Annotated in this window: 13 protein-coding genes and 1 pseudogene; 12 read left to right on the top strand and 2 right to left on the bottom strand. The window is 73.8% G+C overall.

Features of this window, described 5'->3' with window-relative positions; translation table 11 throughout:
- The first annotated feature begins 170 nt into the window (after window positions 1-170).
- Window positions 171-1,103 carry a methionyl-tRNA formyltransferase gene (fmt, locus tag ACZ8ZB_RS06060; protein ID WP_470736680.1) on the top strand — a complete coding sequence of 311 codons (933 nt, stop codon included), beginning with the start codon at window positions 171-173 and terminating at the stop codon, window positions 1,101-1,103.
- Window positions 1,104-1,170: 67 nt separating this feature from the next.
- A complete protein-coding gene (locus ACZ8ZB_RS06055) occupies window positions 1,171-2,589 on the top strand; it encodes an RsmB/NOP family class I SAM-dependent RNA methyltransferase (RefSeq protein ID WP_470736679.1) in 1,419 nt (472 codons plus the stop codon).
- On the opposite strand, the pseudogene ACZ8ZB_RS06050 reads toward ACZ8ZB_RS06055, so the two are convergent.
- A pseudogene (locus ACZ8ZB_RS06050) lies at window positions 2,570-4,710 on the bottom strand (MMPL family transporter). The gene ACZ8ZB_RS06055 and the pseudogene ACZ8ZB_RS06050 overlap by 20 nt on opposite strands.
- Before the next feature lie 161 nt (window positions 4,711-4,871).
- On the opposite strand from ACZ8ZB_RS06050, the gene rpe reads away from it, so the two are divergent.
- The 10 genes from rpe (at window position 4,872) to ACZ8ZB_RS06000 (ending at window position 18,102) form a co-directional block, all read left to right on the top strand.
- Window positions 4,872-5,558, top strand: coding sequence for a ribulose-phosphate 3-epimerase (rpe, locus tag ACZ8ZB_RS06045; protein WP_470736678.1), 687 nt, complete (start codon window positions 4,872-4,874; stop codon window positions 5,556-5,558).
- 78 nt (window positions 5,559-5,636) lie between these two features.
- Window positions 5,637-6,680: a sugar-binding transcriptional regulator gene (locus tag ACZ8ZB_RS06040; protein ID WP_470736677.1), complete on the top strand. Its 1,044-nt coding sequence runs from the start codon at window positions 5,637-5,639 to the stop codon at window positions 6,678-6,680.
- A gap of 550 nt (window positions 6,681-7,230) precedes the next feature.
- Window positions 7,231-8,673 (top strand): GuaB1 family IMP dehydrogenase-related protein, encoded by a 1,443-nt coding sequence (locus tag ACZ8ZB_RS06035; RefSeq protein ID WP_470741427.1) that lies wholly within the window; start codon window positions 7,231-7,233, stop codon window positions 8,671-8,673.
- Between the two features lie 285 nt (window positions 8,674-8,958).
- Window positions 8,959-10,437, top strand: coding sequence for an amino acid permease (locus ACZ8ZB_RS06030; protein ID WP_470736676.1), 1,479 nt, complete (start codon window positions 8,959-8,961; stop codon window positions 10,435-10,437).
- Window positions 10,438-10,447: 10 nt separating this feature from the next.
- Window positions 10,448-10,900, top strand: coding sequence for an Lrp/AsnC family transcriptional regulator (locus ACZ8ZB_RS06025; protein WP_470736675.1), 453 nt, complete (start codon window positions 10,448-10,450; stop codon window positions 10,898-10,900).
- A gap of 29 nt (window positions 10,901-10,929) precedes the next feature.
- Window positions 10,930-11,634, top strand: a complete 705-nt coding sequence (locus ACZ8ZB_RS06020) for a hypothetical protein (protein ID WP_470736674.1) — start codon at window positions 10,930-10,932, stop codon at window positions 11,632-11,634.
- Window positions 11,634-13,805 (top strand): bifunctional polysaccharide deacetylase/glycosyltransferase family 2 protein, encoded by a 2,172-nt coding sequence (locus ACZ8ZB_RS06015; protein WP_470736673.1) that lies wholly within the window; start codon window positions 11,634-11,636, stop codon window positions 13,803-13,805. Before ACZ8ZB_RS06020 ends, ACZ8ZB_RS06015 begins: the two co-directional genes overlap by 1 nt.
- Window positions 13,806-13,964: 159 nt before the next feature.
- The gene (locus ACZ8ZB_RS06010; RefSeq protein ID WP_470736672.1) at window positions 13,965-15,158 is read left to right on the top strand and encodes an MFS transporter; all 1,194 of its coding nucleotides are present in this window, start codon (window positions 13,965-13,967) and stop codon (window positions 15,156-15,158) included.
- A gap of 393 nt (window positions 15,159-15,551) precedes the next feature.
- Complete coding sequence (locus ACZ8ZB_RS06005; protein ID WP_470736671.1) at window positions 15,552-16,340, top strand: carbon-nitrogen hydrolase family protein; 789 nt, start codon at window positions 15,552-15,554, stop codon at window positions 16,338-16,340.
- A gap of 49 nt (window positions 16,341-16,389) precedes the next feature.
- On the top strand, window positions 16,390-18,102 hold the full coding sequence (locus ACZ8ZB_RS06000) for a flavin monoamine oxidase family protein (protein ID WP_470736670.1): 1,713 nt from the start codon (window positions 16,390-16,392) through the stop codon (window positions 18,100-18,102).
- 21 nt (window positions 18,103-18,123) lie between these two features.
- Here ACZ8ZB_RS06000 and ACZ8ZB_RS05995 read toward each other — a convergent pair whose 3' ends face one another.
- The gene (locus ACZ8ZB_RS05995) at window positions 18,124-18,810 is read right to left on the bottom strand and encodes a DUF5995 family protein (protein WP_470736669.1); all 687 of its coding nucleotides are present in this window, start codon (window positions 18,808-18,810) and stop codon (window positions 18,124-18,126) included.
- Between the last annotated feature and the right edge of the window lie 49 nt (window positions 18,811-18,859).

Raw genomic sequence — 18,859 nt, 5'->3', positions numbered from 1 at the left:
CGGATTCCTCCCGCCCGCGCACCACCCGTTTCCAGCGGGCCGGGAGGCGGACGGTTCCCGTGGGGCCGCGCCGCCGTCGGCGGCTTTCCCTCCGTGCGTCCCTGTGATGCGCGCCCCATAGACTGGTGCGCCGCCGTGTCCGTTCCCGCCCGAGAGGCCCCCAGCACCCCATGAAGCTCGTCTTCGCCGGTACCCCCGAGGTCGCCGTCCCCGCCCTGGACGCTCTTCTCTCCTCCGGGCGGCACGAGGTGGCCGCCGTCGTCACGCGGCCCGACGCGGCCGCCGGGCGCGGGCGCAGGCTCGTCGCCTCCCCCGTCGCCGAGCGGGCGGAGGAGGCCGGGATCGAGGTGCTGAAGCCGGCCAGGCCCAGGGACCCCGAGTTCCTGGAGCGGCTCGAGGAGATCGCGCCGGACTGCTGCCCCGTCGTCGCCTACGGCGCCCTCCTCCCCAGGGCCGCCCTCGACATCCCCGCCCGGGGCTGGGTCAACCTGCACTTCTCGCTGCTCCCCGCCTGGCGCGGCGCCGCGCCCGTGCAGCACGCCATCATGGCCGGCGACGAGATCACCGGCGCCGCCACCTTCCTCATCGAGGAGGGTCTCGACTCCGGGCCCGTCTACGGCACCGTCACCGAGGAGATCCGCCCCACCGACACCAGCGGCGACCTGCTCACCCGGCTCGCCTTCGCCGGCGCCGGACTGCTCGCCGCCACCATGGACGGCATCGAGGACGGCACCCTGAAGGCCGTACCGCAGCCCGCCGACGGCATCAGCCTCGCCCCCAAGGTCACCGTCGAGGACGCCCGCGTCGACTGGAACGCCCCGGCGCTGCGCGTCGACCGCGTGGTGCGCGGCTGCACCCCCGCGCCCGGCGCCTGGACCACCTTCCGGGGCGAGCGCCTCAAGATCGTGCAGGCCGCCCCCGTACCGGGCCTGACCGGCCTCGCGCCCGGGCAGCTGTCCGCCGGCAAGAACAACGTGCACGTGGGCACCGGTTCGCACGCCGTGGAGCTGCTGTGGGTGCAGGCCCAGGGCAAGAAGCCGATGCGGGCGGCGGACTGGGCGCGCGGGGTGCGGATCACCGCCGGGGAGACCGTCGGCGCCTGACGCCTGCCGGACCCGCACGACGTAGGCTGGACCGCGCACCTCACCCCACATCCGGAGCACCTTTTTCGTGAGCGACCAGCCCCGCGGGCCCCGCAGGCCCACCAAGCCCTACCGCCGGCCCAAGAAGGACCCCGTCCGCGTCCTCGCCTTCGAGGCCCTGCGGGCCGTCGACGAGCGGGACGCGTACGCCAACCTCGTCCTGCCCCCGCTGCTGCGCAGGGCGCGCGAGAACGGCGGCTTCGAGGCGCGCGACGCGGCGCTGGCCACCGAGCTGGTGTACGGCACGCTGCGCCGCCAGGGGACGTACGACGCGATCGTCGCCGCCTGTGTGGACCGGCCGCTGCGCGAGGTGGACCCGCCGGTGCTGGACGTGCTGAACCTCGGCGCGCACCAGCTGCTCGGCACGCGCATCCCCACGCACGCCGCCGTGTCCGCCACGGTCGAGCTGGCCCGGGTGGTGCTCGGCGACGGGCGGGCCAAGTTCGTCAACGCCGTACTGCGGAAGATCGCGCAGGACGACCTCGACGGCTGGCTGGAGCGGGTCGCGCCGCCCTACGACGAGGACCCCGAGGACCACCTCGCCGTCGTGCACTCGCACCCCCGCTGGGTCGTCTCCGCGCTGTGGGACTCCCTCGGCGGCGGACGCGCCGGCGTCGAGGAACTGCTGCGGGCCGACAACGAACGGCCCGAGGTGACCCTGGTCGCCCGGCCCGGGCGGGCGACCACCACCGAACTGCTCGCCGAGGAGGCCGCCGTCGCCGGCCGCTGGTCGCCGTACGCGGTGCGGCTCACCGAGGGCGGGGAGCCGGGCGCCGTCACGGCGGTCGCCGAGGGCCGGGCCGGCGTGCAGGACGAGGGCAGCCAGCTGGTCGCGCTCGCGCTCGCCAACGCGCCGGTCGAAGGCCCCGACCGGATGTGGCTGGACGGGTGCGCCGGACCGGGCGGGAAGGCCGCGCTGCTCGGCGCGCTCGCCGCCGAGCGGGGCGCCGTGCTGCTGGCCTCCGAGAAGCAGCCGCACCGGGCCGGTCTGGTGGCGAAGGCGCTCGCCGGGAACCCGGGGCCGTACCAGGTCGTCGCCGCCGACGGGACGCGCCCGCCGTGGCGCCCCGGAAGCTTCGACCGGGTACTGGTCGACGTGCCGTGCACCGGGCTGGGCGCCCTGCGCCGCCGCCCCGAGGCGCGGTGGCGGCGCCGCCCGGAGGACCTGGACGGCTTCGCCCCGCTCCAGCGCGGGCTGCTGCGCACCGCCCTGGAGTCCGTACGGGTCGGCGGTGTCGTCGGCTACGCCACCTGCTCCCCGCACCTGGCGGAGACCCGGGCCGTGGTCGCCGACCTCCTCAAGCAGTTCCCGGACGCGGAACTGCTCGACGCCCGGCCGCTGCTGCCCGGCGTACCGGACCTGGGCGAGGGCCCCGACGTACAGCTGTGGCCGCATCTGCACGGCACCGACGCGATGTACCTGGCCCTCATCCGCCGGACCGGCTGACGCCCGCCCCGGGCTCCCGTACCTCGCCGCCGTCCTCGCGGGCCATTCGGTGCGGCCACCACACCTTCGGGCCCACGTCCAGGAACAAGGAGGCGACCAGTACCGACCGCACGACGAAGGTGTCGATGAGCACGCCCAGGGCGACCGCGAAGCCGATCTCGGCGAACGCGACCATGGGCAGCGTGTCGAGGGCCGCGAAGGTGCCGGCGAGGACCAGGCCCGCCGAGGTGATGACGGCGCCCGTGGCCGCGAGGCCGGTGACCACGCCTGGCCGGGTGCCCCGGTGGGCGGCCTCCTCGCGGATGCGGGTGGTCAGGAAGATGTTGTAGTCGATGCCCAGCGCCACCAGGAAGACGAACACGAACAGCGGGAAGTCGGTCGACTCGCCCGCGTGGCCGAAGACGTGCCGGAAGGCCAGGGCGCTGAGGCCGAGCGCCGCCGCGAACGACAGGATCACCGTCGCGATCAGCAGCAGCGGGGCGATCAGGGCGCGCAGCAGTACGCACAGGACCAGCAGGACGACCACCAGCACCAGCGGGATGATCAGCACGTTGTCACGGGTGGTCGCCTCGTCCATGTCCAGCAGCGCCGCCGTGCCGCCGCCCACCCGCGCGTCGGCGTCCGGCACCGCGTGCACGGCGTCGCGCACCCGCTCCACGGTCTGCTCGGCCGCCTCGCTGTCCGCCGGGGCGGTCATGGTGGCCTCGAACAGGACCCTGCCCTCGTGCGAGGGCTTCGTGCCCGGGGGCAGACCGAGGGACTCCGGCACGACGCCCTCCGTGCCGGCGACCGCGCGGCCCACCGCTTCGGCCTGCTCCCGGTCGCTGACGACGACCAGAGGATCGCCGCCGCCCGCCGGGAAGTACCGCGCGAAGACCTCCTGCCCGGTGATCGAGTCGGGCTTCCCGATGAAGGCGTCCGCGTTGTCGATGCCCTCCGCGCGGAGCTGGACCAGGCCCAGTGAGCAGACCGCCAGCACCGCCGCCGTCACCCCCAGACCATGCGCGGACGACGGGCGATGCCGCGGCCCGTGCGGGCCCACACGCCCCGCTCGATCGGGTCGGGGGCGCCGTGGTGCGGGATCACCGGCCAGAAGATCCGCCGGCCGCAGACGACCAGCAGTGCCGGGAACAGCGTCAGCATGGCCAGCAGGGCGACCCCGACACCGATCGCGGCGACCGGGCCGAGGCCCCGGGTGGAGTTCATCTCGGCGGTCAGCAGCACCAGCATGCTCAGCACGACGGTCGCGCCGGAGGCGAGCACCGCCGGACCCGCGCGGTGCAGGGCCAGCGTCATCGCCTCGTGCCGGTCCTCGTGCCGCCGCAGCTCCTCCCGGTAGCGGGCGACCAGCAGCAGGGCGTAGTCGGTGCCCGCGCCGAAGACGAGCACGGTGAGGATGCCGGCGCTCTGCCCGTTGACCGTCAGGCCCGCGCACTCGGCCAGGAAGTAGATCAGGGCCTGTGCCGTGAACAGCGCGCAGACCACCGCGAGCAGGGGCACCAGCAGCAGGGCGGGACTGCGGTAGGTGATCAGCAGCATCACGACGACGACGGCCGTCGCGGACAGCAGCAGAGTGGAGTCGATGCCCTCGAACGCCTCGGCGAAGTCCGCCGAGGTGCCGCCCGGTCCCGTGACGTGCACGGCGAGGCCCCCGCCGCTTCCGCCGACGTCGCCCCGGATCGAGTCGACCGCGGGGCCGATCCGCTCCCAGCCCCGGGCGTCCATCGTGATCGGCACGAGGACCTGAGCGGCCCGCGGGCCGGTCTCCCGGTCGAAGACCGGGCCGCGCGTCTCGTCGCCCCTGATGCCGTGGTCGCTCAACCGCTGGAGCTGCGCCACGTCCTCGGCGATCCGCTCCCGGTCGGCGGCGGTCAGCCCGCCGTCCCGCGCGTAGACCACGACCGCGGGGATCTGCTCGGGCCGGAAGTCCTCGGAGACCTCCAGCACCTGCGTGGACTCGGCGGACCCCGGCAGCCAGGACGCCGCGTCGTTGTCCTGCGCGTCGCCGAGCCTCTGGGCGAACGGCGCGACCGCGAACAGCACCACCACCCACAGACCCAGCACCAGCCACTTGGAACGCCGGCCGCAGACCAGCCGCGCGACACCAGGGCTACCGCTCATGGCCACCTCCGCCGCGGCGCGGGGAAGGGGCGCGGGGCGGGGAAGGGGCGCGGGGCGGTGACGTCCACGGCTCCGCCGCGGACGGCCCGCGGCCCACGCACGACCGTCGCCGCACGGGACCGGATGCGGGCAACCCCCGGCGGGCATGGCAGTCTTGAGGCATGGCCCCGCAGATCAGCCCCAGCATCCTGTCCGCCGACTTCGCCCGCCTCGCCGACGAGGCGAAGGCGGTGGCCGGCGCCGACTGGCTCCACGTCGACGTCATGGACAACCATTTCGTCCCGAACCTCACGCTCGGCGTGCCGGTCGTGGAGTCGCTCGCCCGTGCGACGGACACTCCGCTGGACTGCCATCTGATGATCGAGGCCCCCGATCGGTGGGCGCCCCAGTACGTGGAGGCGGGGGCCGGTTCGGTCACCTTCCACGTCGAAGCGGCCACCGCGCCCGTACGGCTCGCCCGGGAGATCCGCGCCAAGGGCGCCCGTGCCTCCATGGCGCTGAGGCCGGCGACCCCCGTCGAGCCCTACGAAGACCTGCTCCCCGAACTCGACATGCTGCTGATCATGACGGTCGAGCCGGGATTCGGGGGCCAGGCCTTTCTCGACATCATGCTTCCGAAGATTCGCCGCACCCGCGAGTTGATCAGCAGGCACGGTCTCGAGCTCTGGCTCCAGGTCGACGGCGGGGTCTCGGCGTCCACCATCGAGCGGTGCGCCGACGCCGGCGCCGATGTCTTCGTCGCGGGTTCCGCCGTGTACGGGGCGGAGGACCCGGCCGAGGCGGTACGTGCGCTGCGCAACCAGGCGGAGGCCGCGACGGCCAAGGCATCGTGGGCATGCGACCACTGAGCGTCAGGAACGTGAACGGCGCCCGGCAGGGCTGATCGACCGCGCCGGATCTGCAAGGATGAACGGCGAATCCAGAGTGTGAACAGCAGTGAGGAGAGCGCCGTGTCGGGTATGTCGGCGGGCCGGTCAGCCATGCGGATGGGACCCGCTGAGCTGGTGCAGGCGGCGGCCATGGCCCGCCGCTTCTACCTCGAGGGCAAATCCAAGATCCAGATCGCCGAGGAGTTCGGCGTCAGCCGCTTCAAGGTGGCCCGGGTCCTGGAGACCGCCCTCGAACGGGATCTCGTACGGATCGAGATCCGCGTGCCGGCCGAGCTGGACGCCGAGCGCTCCGACGCGCTCCGCGCCCGGTACGGCCTGAGGCACGCCGTCGTGGTCGAGTCCCCGGCCGAGGCCGAGGAGACACCCGACCCCGAGAACCTGGGAGAGGTGGCCGCCGACCTGCTCGGCGAGCTGGTCAACGAAGGGGACGTACTGGGCCTGGCCTGGGGCCGGTCCACCATCCACATGGCGGCGGCCCTGGACCGGCTGCCCCCCTGCACGGTCGTGCAGCTGACGGGCGTGTACGACGCCGGGACCGCCGAGCGCGGCTCGGTGGAGGCCGTGCGGCGCGCCGCGCAGGTGTCGGGCGGCGACGCCCACCCCATCTACGCGCCGATGCTGCTGCCGGACGCGGCCACCGCCGAGGCACTGCGCCACCAGACCGGCATCGCGCGGGCCTTCGAGTACTTCGACAAGGTCACCGTCGCCTGCGTCTCCATCGGTTCCTGGGAGCCGGGCATCTCCACGGTGCACGACATGCTCAGCGACGAGGAACGGGCGCACTACGCCTCCCTCGGCGTCGCCGCGGAGATGTCCGCGCACCTCTTCGACGCGGAGGGGCGCCGGGTCGGCCGGGACCTGGGGGAGCGGTGCATCACGGTCAAGACCGACCAGCTGCGCCGGGTTCCCGAGGTCGTGGCGATCGCGGGCGGCCAGCGCAAGGGGCCCGCGATCGACGCCGTGCTGCGCTCGGGCCTCGTCACCAGCCTGGTGACGGACACGTCGGCCGCGGACTACCTGATGACGGCGGGGACCACCCCGAGGTCCGCCCTCAACCGCGCGGACCCGGACGGCCTCTGACGGCCAGGGAGACGGGGGAGGACCTGGCGGCAGCGGCCGCACGGCGCCGGGGCGGGCTCCCGCGTCCCGGCGCCCGCCCGTCCCGCCGCCCGGTGCGAACACGGCCGTCGTCACACGTGCGCGGGGGAGAGCGCCGGTCCGCCCGGTCGCGGGACGCGGCGTGTCGTCACCGGACGGCGGGACGGGCGGGCCGCCGCACCGGGGACCACGGCGCGTCGTCCGCGACGGCGCCGGGACGCCGTACGACCCGACGGTCCGGCCCGCGGCCGCGCCGGACTTCGGCGCGGGCCCCGGCGAGGCGGGCCCGACGGGCCGCCGCGCGCCCGCGACCGGCTCCCCCGCCGACTTCCCCTCCGGCCGCACCGTCCGGCCCGGCACCGCCGCCCACCGCGGCCCCGGCTCTTGGAGGATCCTCCGGGCAGGGCTCTGACCAGCCTGGACGATCCGCCCGGGGCCGGCGCTCCGGCCGGCATGGGACAATGAAGTACGTGCTCTTCCCCCTGGCTGACCTGTCCGGGGGCCACCTCTGATCGACTGGGATGTGCAGCACGTGCGTTTCCTCAACGACATCCGGCCCGCGTACGACCTGACGTACGACGACGTGTTCATGGTGCCGAGCCGCTCCGCGGTCGGCTCGCGTCAGGACGTGGACCTCAGCTCCCCGGACGGCACGGGCACCACCATCCCGCTCGTCGTCGCCAACATGACCGCCATCGCCGGCCGCCGCATGGCCGAGACCGTGGCCCGTCGCGGGGGACTCGTCGTCATCCCGCAGGACATCCCGATCGAGGTCGTCACCGAGGTCGTCTCCTGGGTGAAGGGCCGCCACCACGTCCTGGACACCCCGATCGTGCTGGCCCCGCACCAGACGGTCGCCGACGCGCTCGCCCTGCTGCCCAAGCGCGCGCACAACGCCGGCGTCGTCGTCGACGACGGACACCGGCCGGTCGGCGTGGTCACCGACACCGACCTGGCCGGAGTGGACCGCTTCACCCAGCTCGAAGAGGTCATGTCCAAGGACCTGATCCTCATCGACGCGGACACGGACCCGCGCGAGGCCTTCAACACCCTCGACGCCGCCAACCGCCGCTACGCGCCCGCCGTGGACGGGGACGGCCGTCTGGCGGGCATCCTGACCCGCAAGGGCGCCCTGCGCGCCACCCTGTACACCCCGGCCACCGACGCGCGGGGCAGGCTCCGCATAGCCGCCGCCGTCGGCATCAACGGCGACGTGGCGGGCAAGGCCCGGCAGCTGCTGGACGCCGGCGTCGACACGCTCGTCATCGACACCGCGCACGGGCACCAGGAGTCGATGATCGGGGCGCTGAAGCTGGTCCGCGACCTCGACCCGCAGGTGCCGGTCGTCGCCGGCAACGTCGTCGCCGCCGCGGGCGTTCGCGACCTGATCGAGGCCGGCGCCGACATCGTCAAGGTCGGCGTGGGACCCGGCGCCATGTGCACCACCCGCATGATGACCGGCGTCGGCCGGCCGCAGTTCTCCGCCGTCCTGGAGTGCGCCGCCGAGGCGAGGAAGTACGGCAAGCACGTGTGGGCCGACGGCGGTGTCCGGCACCCGCGCGACGTGGCGATGGCGCTCGCCGCCGGCGCGTCCAACGTGATGATCGGCTCCTGGTTCGCCGGGACCCACGAGTCCCCGGGCGACCTCCAGCACGACGCGAACGGCCGCCCCTACAAGGAGTCCTTCGGCATGGCCTCCGCGCGTGCCGTGCGCAACCGCACCTCGGAGGAGTCGGCGTACGACCGCGCCCGCAAGGCGCTGTTCGAGGAGGGCATCTCCACCTCCCGCATGTTCCTCGACCCGGCCCGCCCCGGTGTCGAGGACCTGATCGACTCGATCATCGCGGGCGTCCGCTCCTCCTGCACCTACGCCGGGGCCGGATCGCTCGAGGAGTTCGCCGAGAAGGCCGTCGTCGGCATCCAGAGCGCCGCCGGCTACGCCGAGGGCAAGCCGCTGCACGCCAGCTGGAGCTGACGCCCCCTCACCCCCGCCCGGCCCCCGCCGGCCCCGCCCCGGGGCCGGCGGGGGCCGGTGCGCAACGCTCGAGAGCCCTCGCGCAACGAACACCCGCCTCCCCGCCGGTAACGCAATGATCTTGCGGGCACGCGCAAGGTTGCTGCATTTCAGGAGCAACGGAGAACCTCGTAGGGTTACGCGCTGTACGTGGTGCGGCGAGGACCCCGCCCGACGGGTCCCGGCTGTCGTGGGACGTCGTCGGTCCCTGCCGCGGAAGACCGGCAGCGACGAAGGAGTCAGCGCGTGCTCGACCAAGGCGCACCCCCGCACGACGGCGGTCCCGCCGCCCCGCCACCCCCGGGCCTCGGCGCGCGCCTGATGCGCCGCAAGCCCGTGGAACGCCTGGTCGCGGAGGGTGGCCAGGGTGAGGGCGGTTCCCTGCGACGGTCCCTCGGACTGTGGCAGCTGACCATGATCAGCATCGGTGCCACTCTCGGCACCGGCATCTTCGTCGTCCTCGGCGAGGCCGTTCCCAAGGCCGGTCCGGCCGTCACGCTGTCCTTCGTCATAGCCGGTCTGACGGCCCTCTTCTCCGCCCTCTCCTACGCCGAGCTGGCGGGCGCCATCCCGGTCTCCGGCTCCTCCTACTCGTATGCGTACGCAACGATGGGTGAGCTGGTCGCCTGGGTCTGCGGATGGTGCCTGATGCTCGAGTACGGCGTCTCGGTCGCCGCCGTCGCCGTCGGCTGGGGCGAGTACCTGAACGAACTGCTCGACGGCACCATTGGCGTCACCATCCCGGCCGCGCTCTCCGCCCCGCCCGGCGACGGCGGAGTCTTCAACCTGCCCGCGCTGATCGTCGTCCTGCTCGCCATGGCGTTCCTGATGGGCGGCGCCCGCGAGTCGGCCCGCGCCAACACGATCATGGTCATCGTGAAGATCGGCGCCCTGGTGCTGTTCTGCGCCATCGGCGTCCAGGGCTTCCGCTCCGGCAACTACGAGAACTTCATGCCGCTCGGCATGGCCGGTGTCAGCGCCGCCGGGGCGACGCTGTTCTTCTCGTACATCGGCTTCGACGCCGCCTCCACCGCGGGCGAGGAGGCGAAGAACGCCCAGCGCGACCTGCCCCGCGCGATCCTGCTGTCGCTCGCCGTCATCACCGCGCTGTACGTCCTGGTCGCCGCCGTCGCCGTGGGCGCCAAGCCCTGGCGGCACTTCACCGACTCCGAGGCCGCGCTCGCCCAGATCATGCGCGAGGTCACCGGCCAGAGCTTCTGGGGCACCCTGCTGGCCTTCTGCGCCGTCATCGCCATCGCGAGCGTCGTCCTGACCGTGCTCTACGGCCAGACCCGCATCCTGTTCGCCATGGCCCGGGACGGGCTGGTGCCCAAGGTGTTCGCCCGGGTCAGCCCGAAGAGCGGCACGCCCCGCACCAACACCCTGATCGTCTCCCTCTTCTGCGGCGTGCTGGCCGCCGCCGTCCCGCTCGGCCAACTCGCGGACGCCACCAGCATCGGCACCCTGTTCGCCTTCGCGCTGGTCAACGTGGCCGTCGTGGTACTGCGCCGGACCCGCCCCGACATGCCCCGCGCCTTCCGGGTGCCGCTGTCCCCGGTCCTGCCCGCCGTCGGCTTCGCGTTCTGCGTGTGGATGATGGGCAGCCTGTCCGCCGTCACCTGGGTGGTCTTCGGTGTCTGGATGGCCGTCGGGCTCGTGTTCTACTTCCTGTACGGCCACCGCCGCTCCCGGCTCGCCGCCCCCGCCACACCAGAAGCGAAGTGAACCGCCCGCAGTGCTGAACGATCTCGACGAACGCATCGTGCACGCCCTCGCCGAGGACGCCCGCCGCTCCTACGCGGACATCGGCCAGCTCGTCGGCCTGTCCGCGCCCGCCGTGAAACGGCGCGTGGACCGGCTGCGCGCCACCGGGGCCATCACCGGATTCACCGTACGGGTGGACCCGGCCGCCCTCGGCTGGGCGACGGAGGGGTTCGTCGAGATCTACTGCCGGAGCAACACCTCACCGGAGACCATCCAGCGGGGCCTGGAGCGCTACCAGGAGGTCGTGGCCGCCTCCACCGTCACCGGTGACGCGGACGCGGTCGCCCAGGTCTTCGCCTCCGACATGCGCCACTTCGAACGGGTCCTGGAACGCATCGCGGGCGAGCCGTTCGTCGAGCGGACCAAGTCCGTGCTGGTGCTGTCCCCGCTGCTGCGGCGGTTCTCTTCGGGATCGCCCGCGTAGGGAGGACCGTTCCGGCGTACGCTGGCTCCATGCGGAGTCAGGATGATTCCGGACATACGGGGATCGTCTCGCCGGCTGATCCGTGCTTCCCCGTGTTCGTCGACTCCACCGGCAGGCGCGCGCGGGTGCTCCGGCGCACCGGCTACGGCGTGGCCGGACTGGCAGCCGCGTACCTGGTGGTGCTGGTGCTGAGCCTCATGGGAGCGACCCCGTTCGCACCGGGCGCCCTGCTGCCGCCCCTGCCCGGAGAGGCCACGGCCCCGTCGGCGCCGGACCGGGAAGGAGGACCGGACGACGGACCCCGGCCGCCCGGCGGCGTGCTCGACCCGGGGCGGAGCGACTTCGGCGACGCCGGCACTCCGGTGGGCCCGGGCTCCGCGCCGGTTCCCCTCCTCCCGTCGCCCGGCGGCCCGCTCCTCACCCCCGCGGCCCCGCTCGTCCCCGGCGGACCGGCGCCCCCGGCCCCGGCCGGACCGGATTCCCCCGCGACCGGCGTTCCGCAGGCACCGCAGGAGCCCGGCGCCCCCGACGATCCGTCCGCACCCGGTCCGGGCACCGGAAGCGAACCCGCCCCCGAGCCGCCCCCGGACGATCCACCCGCGGGGACGGACGAGCCGCCTGCCCCGGAGCCTCCGGCGGACACGATCCCCGGTCCGTCCGAGCCACCGCAGGCGCCGTCCGGCGCCCCGGGCGGCTCCCCGCCCGGTGACGCGCCCGTGGCCGGGACCCCCTGATGCGCCGCCGGCCGGTCCGTCCCCCGCCGGCGACACCCGGGCCGCGGCGGGCCCGAGCGCCCCTGCCGCCCCCGCACCGCTTCCGCGTCGTGGTCCCGCTCGTCCTGCTGGCCCTCGTCGTCTCGGTGCTCCTGGTCGAGGGACACACGACCCGGGACTTCCCCGGGGACCAGGAGGGACGCGCCGGGAAGCCGGCCACCGGCGCCCCCCGGGAGGTCACCGGCGGCGGCCCGGTCGTCGACACCACCCATGACCGCCTGCGCACCTACCGGGCGCCGGACAGAACGGTGGTCCTGACCTTCGACGACGGCCCGGACCCCGTCTGGACACCCCGGATCCGGGCCGTCCTCGACCGCCACGGCACGCCCGGCACCTTCTTCGTCACCGGCCGGCAGGCCGTGCGCCACCCCGCGGTCCTGCGCGATCTGATCCGCTCCGGCCACGAGATCGGGGTGCACACCTTCTCCCACCGGGACCTGGCCACGCTGTCCGCGGGCGAGACCGACCGCGAGCTGGCGCTGACCCAGCTCGCCCTCGCCGGAGCCGGGGGCGTCAACAGCTCGCTCCTGCGGATGCCGTACTCCTCGACCACCACCGCCCTGGACGGACCGGCCTGGTCCGTCGCCCGGCGCCTGGGCGAGAAGGGCTACGTACTGGCCTTCGTCGACCAGGACACCGGGGACTGGCGGCGGCCGGGCGCCCGGGCGATCGCCGACGCGGCCACGCCGGACGTGCCGGGCCGGGGAACGGTCGTCCTCCTGCACGACTCGGGCGGGGACCGGTCGCAGACCGCCCGGGCGCTGGACATCCTGATCCCCCGGCTCACGGCCCAGGGCTACCGCTTCACCACGATCGCCGATCTCGTCGGCACCGACGGCCTCACCAGCCCCGTCGACACCGGAACCCTGTGGAAGGGCCGGGTGTTCGTGGCCGCCGTGGCCGTGTCGAGCACGGCGGTGTCGGTCGTGGGCGTGCTGCTGCTGGCCGTCGGGGCGCTCGTCCTCGCGCGGTGCGCGCTGATGCTGGTCCTCGCCCACCACCACGTCCACCGGCGCCCGCGCCCCGGCGCCGGCCGGCCCGTCACCCGGCCCGTCAGCGTCGTCGTCCCCGCGTACAACGAGAGACCGTGCATCGCCAAGACGCTCCGCTCGCTCGCCGTGAGCGATCACCCCGTGGAGATCATCGTCGTGGACGACGGTTCCGACGACGGCACCGCCGACGTCGCCGAGTCGCTCGGCCTTCCGGAGACCACGGTGCTCCGCCGGCCGAACGGCGGCAAGGCGTCGGCCCTCAACACCGGCGTCCTGCGGGCCTCCCACGACCTCGTCGTCATGCTCGACGCCGACACGGTCTTCGCCCCCTCGACCGTCCACCGCCTCGTCCAGCCGTTCGCCGACCCGGCCGTCGGCGCCACCGCCGGCAACGCCAAGGTGGGCAACCGCCGAGGGCTGCTGGGACGTTGGCAGCACATCGAGTACGTGATGGGCTTCAACCTGGACCGCCGCATGTACGACCTGCTGCGCTGCATGCCGACCGTTCCCGGCGCCGTCGGTGCCTTTCGCGTCACGGCCCTGCGGGACGCCGGGATGATGAGCGGCGACACCCTCGCCGAGGACACCGACGTCACCATGGCCCTGCACCGGGCCGGGTGGGAGGTCCGCTACACCGAGGACGCGCTCGCCTGGACCGAGGCGCCGGCCACCCTGCGGCAGCTGTGGCGCCAGCGCTACCGCTGGAGCTACGGCACCATGCAGGCGGCGTGGAAGCACCGGCACGCGCTGGTCGAGCGCGGCCACGCGGGACACTTCGGCCGCCTCGGGCTGCCCCTGCTGGCCGTCTTCCAGATCCTCACCCCGCTCCTCGCCCCGCTGATCGACCTGCTGACCGTCCACGGCCTGGTCTTCGGGAACCCGCTCCGCACGATGCTGGCGTGGACCGGTGTGCTGGCCGTCCAGACCGTCTGCGCGGCCTACGCCTTCCGCCTCGACGGCGAGAGCCTCCGGCCGCTGTGGACGCTCCCGCTGCAGCAGATCGTCTACCGCCAGCTCATGTACCTGGTGCTCGTCCAGGCCTGCCTCACCGCGGTCAACGGGTACCGGCTGCCCTGGCAACGCCTCAAGCGCAGCGGCGACGTCGTGCTGCCGCCCCGGCTCCCCGCCCGGGAGCGGTGAGCACCGGCCGGGGAACACCGGGCGGGACCCCTCACGGCCGGTCTAGCATGGGGTCATGACCTGGCGACATTGATCCACCGGCCGCGCCTCCCGAGGGCCGCCTCCGGCGCCGTTCGTCCTCCACGTCCGGTGTCCGAACCGCCCCCACGGGAAGGCCTCATGACTCCCACGCCCACGCGTGCCACCGACGTCCGCGTGCGACGGCTGACGACCACGCTGTACGGCTACGCGTTCCTCGAAGACTTCATCCTGCTCTACCCGGTGTACGCGCTGCTGTTCGGCGACGCCGGTCTGTCGGTCGGGCAGATCTCCTCCCTGTTCGCCCTGTGGTCGGTGACCGGTGTGCTGCTGGAGGTTCCCTCCGGCGCCTGGGCCGACGCCGTGTCCCGCCGACTGCTGCTGTGGCTCGGCCCGCTGCTCACCGCCGCGGGCTTCGCCCTGTGGGTGTTCCTCCCGTCGTACGGAGCCTTCGCCCTCGGCTTCGTGCTGTGGGGCGCCGGCGGAGCGCTCGGCTCCGGTGCGCTCGAGGCCCTGGTCCACGACGAGCTGGAACGGCTCGACGCGGCCGGCCGCTACGCCCGGGTCATGGGCCGGGCCCGCGCGGCCGGACTGGTCGCCGTGATGGCGGCGATGGGACTGGCCGGTCCCGTGCTGGCCCGGGGCGGCCACACCGCCGTCGGAGCCGCCAGTGTGCTGGTGTGCCTGCTGGCGGCGGCCACGGCACTCCGGTTCCCGGAGCACCGCTCGCCGAAGACCGGGCACGAGAGCTGGACGGCGGCCCTGCGCGCCGGACTCGCCGGAGCCCGTGCCGACCGGTCCGTACGCGGGGCGCTGCTGCTCGTTCCGGCCGTCGGTGCGGTGTGGGGCGCCCTCGACGAGTACACGCCCCTGCTGGTGCGGGAGACCGGGGTCGCCGACGGGACCGTTCCCTACCTGCTCCTGCTGATCTGGGCCGGCGCCGCCGCCGGAAGCCTGCTGGCCGGTGAGGGCGAGCGGCTCGGCACGGCCGGGCTCGCCGCGCTGCTGGCCGGCGCCGGTCTCGCCCTGGCCGCCGGCGCGGCCGACGGCACTCCCTGGGGACTGGGCCTCGTCGCCCTCGCCTTCGGCGGCTTCCAGGCGGCCACGGTGCTGGCCGACGCCCGCCTCCAGCGGCGCATCGAGGACACCGGCCGGGCCACCCTCACCTCGGTGGCGGGCCTGGGCACGGAACTGGCGACGGTCGCGGTCTACGGCGGCTACGCGCTGATCGCCTCGGGCGGCGCCCACGGCACCGCCTTCGCGGTGTTCGCGGTGCCGTACCTGGCGGCGGCGGCCCTGCTGTTCGCCGGGGCCGCCAGGACACGCCGTGGGTGAGGACCCGCCGGCCGCCGAGGGCGGCCACCCCCGCCCCGGCCCTCCGCGGGCAGCCGTGCCTCCCCCGCTCATGGGGGTCCCCGCTCGAGCGGAGCCGGGAGTGGGGGAGGAGCCGGGAGTGGGGGAGGGCGGGCGCGGCGGCCCCCCGAAAGCGCCGGGCTGCGCAACCCCCCGGCCCATCCCGGCGCGGAGGCGCCCATACGGCACCGGACCACGCGAACCCACCGCACATCGCGGGAGGGGAGAGCGCCGTGCAACGAATCGCCGTCACCCCCGCCCCGGACGCAACAAACCCCTCACCGACGCGCAACGGCTCCACCTTGTCCCCCCGAGCCGCCCGCCCGTACCGTCTATCCGGCCCCCGAAACCCCCGCGTACCGATGAGGAACACGCATGCGCACCGCCCTGCTCCAGAGCTCCGGACGGCCCGGATCCGTCGCCGAGAACCTCGAGGTCCTCGACGAGGCGGCCGGCCGTGCCGCCGCCGCGGGCGCCGGGCTGCTCGTCACCTCGGAGCTGTTCCTCACGGGGTACGCGATCGGCGACGACATCGGCCGGCTCGCCGAGCCCGCCGACGGCGACGCGGCCGACGCGATCGCGGAGAGCGCCACCCGGCACGGCCTGGCGATCGCCTACGGCTACCCCGAGCGGGACGGCGGGCGCGTCTTCAACTCCGTGCAGCTGATCTCCGCCGACGGCACCCGCCTCGCGAACCACCGCAAGACCCACCTCTTCGGCTGCTTCGAACGCGACCACTTCACCCCGGGCGAGCAGCCCGTCGCCCAGGCCGAGCTGAACGGTCTCACCGTCGGCCTGATGATCTGCTACGACGTCGAGTTCCCGGAGAACGTGCGCGCCCACGCCCTCGCCGGCACCGACCTCCTGCTGGTGCCGACCGCGCAGATGCACCCGTTCCAGTTCGTCGCCGAGCACATGGTGCCGGTACGGGCCTTCGAGAACCAGATGTACGTGGCGTACGTCAACCGGGTCGGCCGCGAGGGCGAGTTCGAGTTCGTGGGGCTGTCCACGCTCGCCGGACCCGACGGAGTGGCCCGTACCCGCGCCGGCCGCCGGGAGGAGTTGGTCCTCGCCGACGCCGACCCGGTGTTCCTCGCCGCCTCCCGCGAGGCGAACCCGTATCTGGCCGATCGCCGGCCCGGCCTCTACGGATCCCTCGTCTGAACACCCGCACCCCCGCCTCCGCTTCACCCGTGCAAGGAGTCCGCACCCCATGACGTCCACCGTGCCCAACGCGATCGAGCACGCCGACGAGCAGCAGCCGCCGATCACCATGTTCGGCCCGGACTTCCCGTACGCGTACGACGACTTCCTCGCCCACCCGGCGGGCCTCGGGCAGGTCCCGGCGACCGAGCACGGCACCGAGGTCGCGGTGATCGGCGGCGGCCTGTCCGGCATCGTCGCCGCGTACGAGCTGATGAAGATGGGCCTCAAGCCCGTCGTCTACGAGGCCGACCGGATCGGCGGCCGGCTGCGGACCGTCGGCTTCGAGGGCTGCGACCCCTCGCTGACCGCCGAGATGGGCGCGATGCGCTTCCCGCCGTCCTCCACCGCGCTCCAGCACTACATCGACCTGGTGGGCCTCGAGACCCGTCCCTTCCCCAACCCCCTCGCCGAGGCGACGCCGTCCACCGTCGTCGACCTCAAGGGCGAGTCGCACTACGCCGAGACACTCGACGACCTGCCCCAGGTCTACCGGGACGTGGCCGACGCCTGGGCCAGGTGCCTCGAAGAGGGTGCCGACTTCTCCGACATGAACCGCGCCCTGCGCGAGCGCGACGTCCCGCGCATCCGCGAGATCTGGGCGAAGCTGGTGGAGAAGCTCGACAACCAGACCTTCTACGGCTTCCTCTGCGACTCCGAGGCCTTCAAGTCCTTCCGCCACCGCGAGATCTTCGGCCAGGTCGGCTTCGGCACCGGCGGCTGGGACACCGACTTCCCCAACTCCATCCTGGAGATCCTCCGCGTCGTCTACACCGAGGCCGACGACCACCACCGCGGCATCGTCGGCGGCTCCCAGCAGCTGCCCCTGCGCCTGTGGGAGCGCGAGCCGGAGAAGATCGTCCACTGGCCGTACGGCACCTCGCTGAAGTCCCTGCACCCGGACGGCGAGCCCCGCCCGGCGGTCACCCGGCTCGACCGCACCGCGGGCAACCGGATCACGGTGACGGACGCCGACGGGGACATCCGTACGTACCGGGCGGCGATCTTCACCGCCCAGTCCTGGATGCTGCTCTCGAAGATCGCCTGCGACGACTCGCTCTTCCCGATCGACCACTGGACCGCGATCGAGCGCACCCACTACATGGAGAGCTCCAAGCTCTTCGTGCCGGTGGACCGGCCGTTCTGGCTCGACAAGGCCGTCGACGACAAGGGGAACCCGACCGGGCGGGACGTCATGTCGATGACGCTCACCGACCGCATGACCCGCGGCACCTACCTGCTGGACGACGGCCCCGACAAGCCCGCCGTCATCTGCCTCTCCTACACCTGGTGCGACGACAGCCTGAAGTGGCTGCCGCTGTCCGCGAACGAGCGGATGGAGGTCATGCTGAAGTCGCTCGGCGAGATCTACCCCAAGGTCGACATCAGGAAGCACGTCATCGGCAACCCGGTGACCGTCTCCTGGGAGAACGAGCCCTACTTCATGGGCGCGTTCAAGGCCAACCTGCCCGGTCACTACCGCTACCAGCGCCGTCTGTTCACCCACTTCATGCAGGAGGCGCTGCCCGAGGACAAGCGGGGCATCTTCCTCGCCGGTGACGACATCTCCTGGACGGCCGGCTGGGCGGAGGGCGCCGTCCAGACCGCGCTGAACGCGGTCTGGGGCGTCATGCACCACTTCGGCGGCGAGACCGACCCGACCAACCCGGGCCCCGGCGACCTCTACGACGAGATCGCCCCGGTCGAGCTCCCCGAGGACTGAGCCGGCTTCCCCGCCGCCGGATCAGTCCGGCAGCGGGGTGAGCAGCATGCGGCCGGCGAAGCCCACCGCCGTGTCCAGGCGTTCGGTGAACTCCCCGGCCACGTCCGGCAGTCCGCGCAGCGCCCACAGGGCGCGGGCCGCCGCCCAGGCCGCGTCCCGGGCGCGTTCCAGGCTCCACGCGCCCAGCAGATGGGTCAGCGGGTCGGCGATCCGCAGCAGCTCGGGGCCCGGGATCAGCTCCTCGCGGATCCGGTCCTCCAGCGAGAGGAGGAGATCACCCACTTGGTCGAACTCGTCCTCCAGGTCCGCGGGTTCGCAGGCGAGCGTACGGCAGGTGTCCACGACGGCGAGCGCGAGATCGTGGCCGATGTGCGCGTTGATGCCCGCGAGCGCGAACTGCAGCGGCCGTACGCCCGGGTGCCGGCGGAACTGGAACAGCGGACGCCAGCAGGCCGGTGGCCGCCGCTCCCGCGCGACCGCGTCCACCGCCGCCAGATAGCGCTCCGCGAACCGCACGTCCAGCGCGATCGCAGCCCGCGCGTCCGGGAACCGGCCGGCGTCGATCCGCCGGTCCACGGCCTCCGTGACGGCGAGGTAGACACGGTTGAACACCGCGACCCCGTCCCGCGCGGGCAGGGTCGCGTCGAGGGCGCGCATACGGGAGACGACCCCGTCCACGGCGGTGAGGACTTGTTCGCATCGCACCATGAGCGCAGAGTCGCACCTTCGGGGCGGCGCCAGTGGCGGCGGGCCCGAC

It is taken from the genome of Streptomyces sp. 12E, from assembly GCF_055633275.1.
The sequence above is the reverse complement of the archived record's forward strand: the minus strand, read 5'-3'. Positions and strand labels throughout refer to the sequence as shown.

Coding starts and splice junctions, on each gene's coding strand:
- fmt (WP_470736680.1), top strand. CDS start 171: ATGAAGCTCGTCTTCGCCGGTACCCCCGAGGTCGCCGTCCCCGCCCTG.
- rpe (WP_470736678.1), top strand. CDS start 4,872: ATGGCCCCGCAGATCAGCCCCAGCATCCTGTCCGCCGACTTCGCCCGC.
- ACZ8ZB_RS06020 (WP_470736674.1), top strand. CDS start 10,930: ATGCGGAGTCAGGATGATTCCGGACATACGGGGATCGTCTCGCCGGCT.
- ACZ8ZB_RS06015 (WP_470736673.1), top strand. CDS start 11,634: ATGCGCCGCCGGCCGGTCCGTCCCCCGCCGGCGACACCCGGGCCGCGG.
- ACZ8ZB_RS06010 (WP_470736672.1), top strand. CDS start 13,965: ATGACTCCCACGCCCACGCGTGCCACCGACGTCCGCGTGCGACGGCTG.
- ACZ8ZB_RS06005 (WP_470736671.1), top strand. CDS start 15,552: ATGCGCACCGCCCTGCTCCAGAGCTCCGGACGGCCCGGATCCGTCGCC.
- ACZ8ZB_RS06000 (WP_470736670.1), top strand. CDS start 16,390: ATGACGTCCACCGTGCCCAACGCGATCGAGCACGCCGACGAGCAGCAG.
- ACZ8ZB_RS05995 (WP_470736669.1), bottom strand. CDS start 18,810: ATGGTGCGATGCGAACAAGTCCTCACCGCCGTGGACGGGGTCGTCTCC.